The organism is Glycomyces endophyticus (assembly GCF_039531525.1).
Taxonomy (GTDB): Bacteria; Actinomycetota; Actinomycetes; order Mycobacteriales; family Micromonosporaceae; genus Glycomyces; species Glycomyces endophyticus.
The window spans coordinates 1-2,690 of sequence record NZ_BAAAQF010000030.1; the positions used below are offsets into that span (position 1 = coordinate 1).

The 2,690-nt window shown below is 77.8% G+C and carries 1 protein-coding gene and 2 pseudogenes; 2 read left to right on the forward strand and 1 reads right to left on the reverse strand.

The annotated features are described in order from the left end of the window. Window positions 1-1,245: pseudogene (locus ABD419_RS23620) on the reverse strand (hypothetical protein); the annotation flags it as partial. Between the two features lie 187 nt (window positions 1,246-1,432). Between ABD419_RS23620 and ABD419_RS23625 the strand changes: the two are divergent. After that, window positions 1,433-1,756 (forward strand): hypothetical protein, encoded by a 324-nt coding sequence (locus ABD419_RS23625; protein WP_344492151.1) that lies wholly within the window; start codon window positions 1,433-1,435, stop codon window positions 1,754-1,756. Between the two features lie 9 nt (window positions 1,757-1,765). Then, window positions 1,766-2,690 (forward strand): annotated as a pseudogene (locus tag ABD419_RS23630) (hypothetical protein); the annotation flags it as partial.

Consider the following 2,690-nt stretch of genomic DNA (forward strand, 5'->3'; position numbering starts at 1 on the left):
CGCGCGGCCCCCGGGCCCCGACCCGACCGCGCCGCCGGGACCGGACCCGCCGCCCGTCCCGCCGTCGATCCCGCCGCCCGCCAGGCCGCCCGACCCGCCGCCGCCGTCGTCATCGTCGTCGGCCTCCCAGGCGGCCGCCTCAGCCTCGCGCACCGACCCGTCGCCGCCCGGCGGCACCGGGGTCGGGTCCAGGGTCGCCTGCGGGGCCACCGGCGCGGCAGGCCGCTCCGCCTCCGGCGCAGCCAGATCCATATAGGACGAATCCGCGGCCGCCGGGTACGGCCGGTCCCCGACCGGGACCGCCACGGCCGCGAGCTCCTCGCTCTGACCGCTCCGCTTGGCCGCGATCGACTCGTCGATCGCCGCCTGCCGCTCCTCGTACCCCGCCAGCTCGGCCTCGACCCGCGCGCCGAAGACCTCCTTCGCCTCCTGGCCCGCCAGCGACCTGACGTCCGCGAGCAGCGCCCCGAGCCCGGCCAGGCCCTCGCCCACCCGCTCCTCCACGAACTCCCGCACCTCGGTCGCCAGGCCCGCGTCCGCACCCGCCAGCTCCATCGCCCGCTCGGCCTCCGCGCACGTCATCGTGATGCAGTCCCCGTGCCACCACGCGGGCCGCACGTGGAGCGCCGACAGGTTCGACCACTCGCCCTCGACCCCGACCAGCGGCGCGGGGTACGGGATCTCGCCCGAGTCCCCGCCCTGGAGCGTGTAGACCGCGGCCTCGCGCCGCTCCAGCTCCGCGGCCGCCGCCTCCACGTCGTCGAGCGCCCCCTCGACCAGCGCCCGCGCCAGGTCCGCCTGCTCGGCGAACGCGTCGAAGTCCTCCCCGACCCAGCCCTCCGCGAGGACCGCGAGCTTCGAGCGCAGCCGCTCCGGCCAGTCCGCGAGCCGCTCCCCCACCTCCGCCGTCCAGCCGCTCCGCAGGCGCTGCAGCGAGAACGCGTCCGCGTCGGCGGGCCGGACCGCGGCCACCGCGGCCCGGAAGTCGTCCTCCGCCGGATAGGCCATGCCCTCGCAGCGGGGCTTGAGGCGCGCCGACTGCCCCTCGACGGGGACGGCGGACGCCAGCTGCACCCAGTCCTCCTCCGCCGGGTGCGCCACCGGGTGCGGGCAGTCCCCCGCCGAGCAGCCCGCGCGGGCGCCGTCCCCGGCGGACCCGGTGTCGCCGAACGCGATCGTGAACGAGAACGACGGCAGCGCGAGCCCGGGGGACTCGTCGTCGGCCGCGAACAGGTCGTCGGTCATCGCAGCGCACCTCCTCTGAGGGACCCGGGGGTCCTCGTATGCATGCGGCCCATGGAAGACCGGGCCGTCACACATCCGTCATCGGGCGGCCCGGCGCGCGCGGTGACCGATCGGTGGCCCCGGGGGCGACAGTGCACGGAACGCCGCCGGGCGCCCGTCCGGGAGTGCGGAAGCGAAGGAGGAACCCATGACCGTGCACATGGACGTCGACGACGTGCGAGCGGGCGGCGCCGGCCTGCGCGCGCTGGCCCCGAACGGGCAGGCCGCGCCGAGGCGGGTGGAGCGCCCGGCGGCGTCGGCCGCAGACCGCAACCGCGGCTTCGCCACCGGCGACGCCGGCCGCCGCTGGCAGGCCTCCCTCGCGGCGGTCGCCACCGGCGTCGAGCGCCGCCTCGCCTGGCAGGGCGACCAGGTCGTCGGCAGCGCCGACGACGCCGAGGCCGCCGACGAGGCCGCCGGCGCCCGGTTCGGCGAGATCCAGGACCGCGTCCAGCCCGGCCCGAAGCGATAGGAGCTGACCATGCCCACGTACCAGGACGCCCTGGCCGCCGACCCCGCCGAGTTCGTCGCCTACGCGGCCGAGATGGCCCAGGCCGCCGTCGACCTCGCCGCCCAGCAGACCGACTACGGCGCGAAGGTCGCCGACATCAACGCCCACTGGCGCGACACCGCGAACGACGCCTTCAACGGCGAGGCCGGCGCCGTGAGCGCCCACTTGACGCAGGTGATCGGCGAGGTCGCCGCGACCGCCGGGAGCCTCGCCGCCGCCGGGGCCCAGATGCTCACCGAGTGCACCCTCCTCAAGGCCGCCGACGCCGCGCTCAAGGCCGTCGGCTTCGACGTCCAGCCCGCCCCGCTGGTCGTCCTCGGGGCGCTGCAGCGCACCGCGATCGCGATGGCCGGGCCGTACGGCGCCCTCATCGAGGCCGCGCTCCAGGCCCAGGCCGCCGCCGGGACCCTCGGCCTCCAGGCCCTCACCGCCCTGGTGAACGCCGCCGACGCGACCGCCGGCGCGGCGATCTCGGCCGCCGCCGACCTCCTCAAACCGCTGGAGGACAAGACGGGCGCGGGCGACGACCGCAGCATGCACGCGCTGGCCGAGGACCACTCGGGCGGCGAGGAGTCCGCCGAGGAGGAGGAACCGGAGGAGGAGTCCGAAGCGGAGGAGGAGCCGGGGGAGGACGAGGAGGAGCCGGGCGAGGAGGCGTCGCCGCAGGACGGGTCGCAGCAGCCGACGTCCCCGCAGCCCCCCTCGGGCATGGAGGACCTCGCCCAGCCCGACCTCGTCGACCTCGAGAACCCTTGGACCGCAGCCGAACTCCCCGACCCCGACGACCTCAGCGGCGGTCTGGCCTCCGGCGGCGCCGGCCGCGGCGGCGGCGCAGCTCGGGGCGCGGGGGCCGGCCTGGGCGGCCTGGCGACGGGCGCCGCCGGCGGGGGCGCGG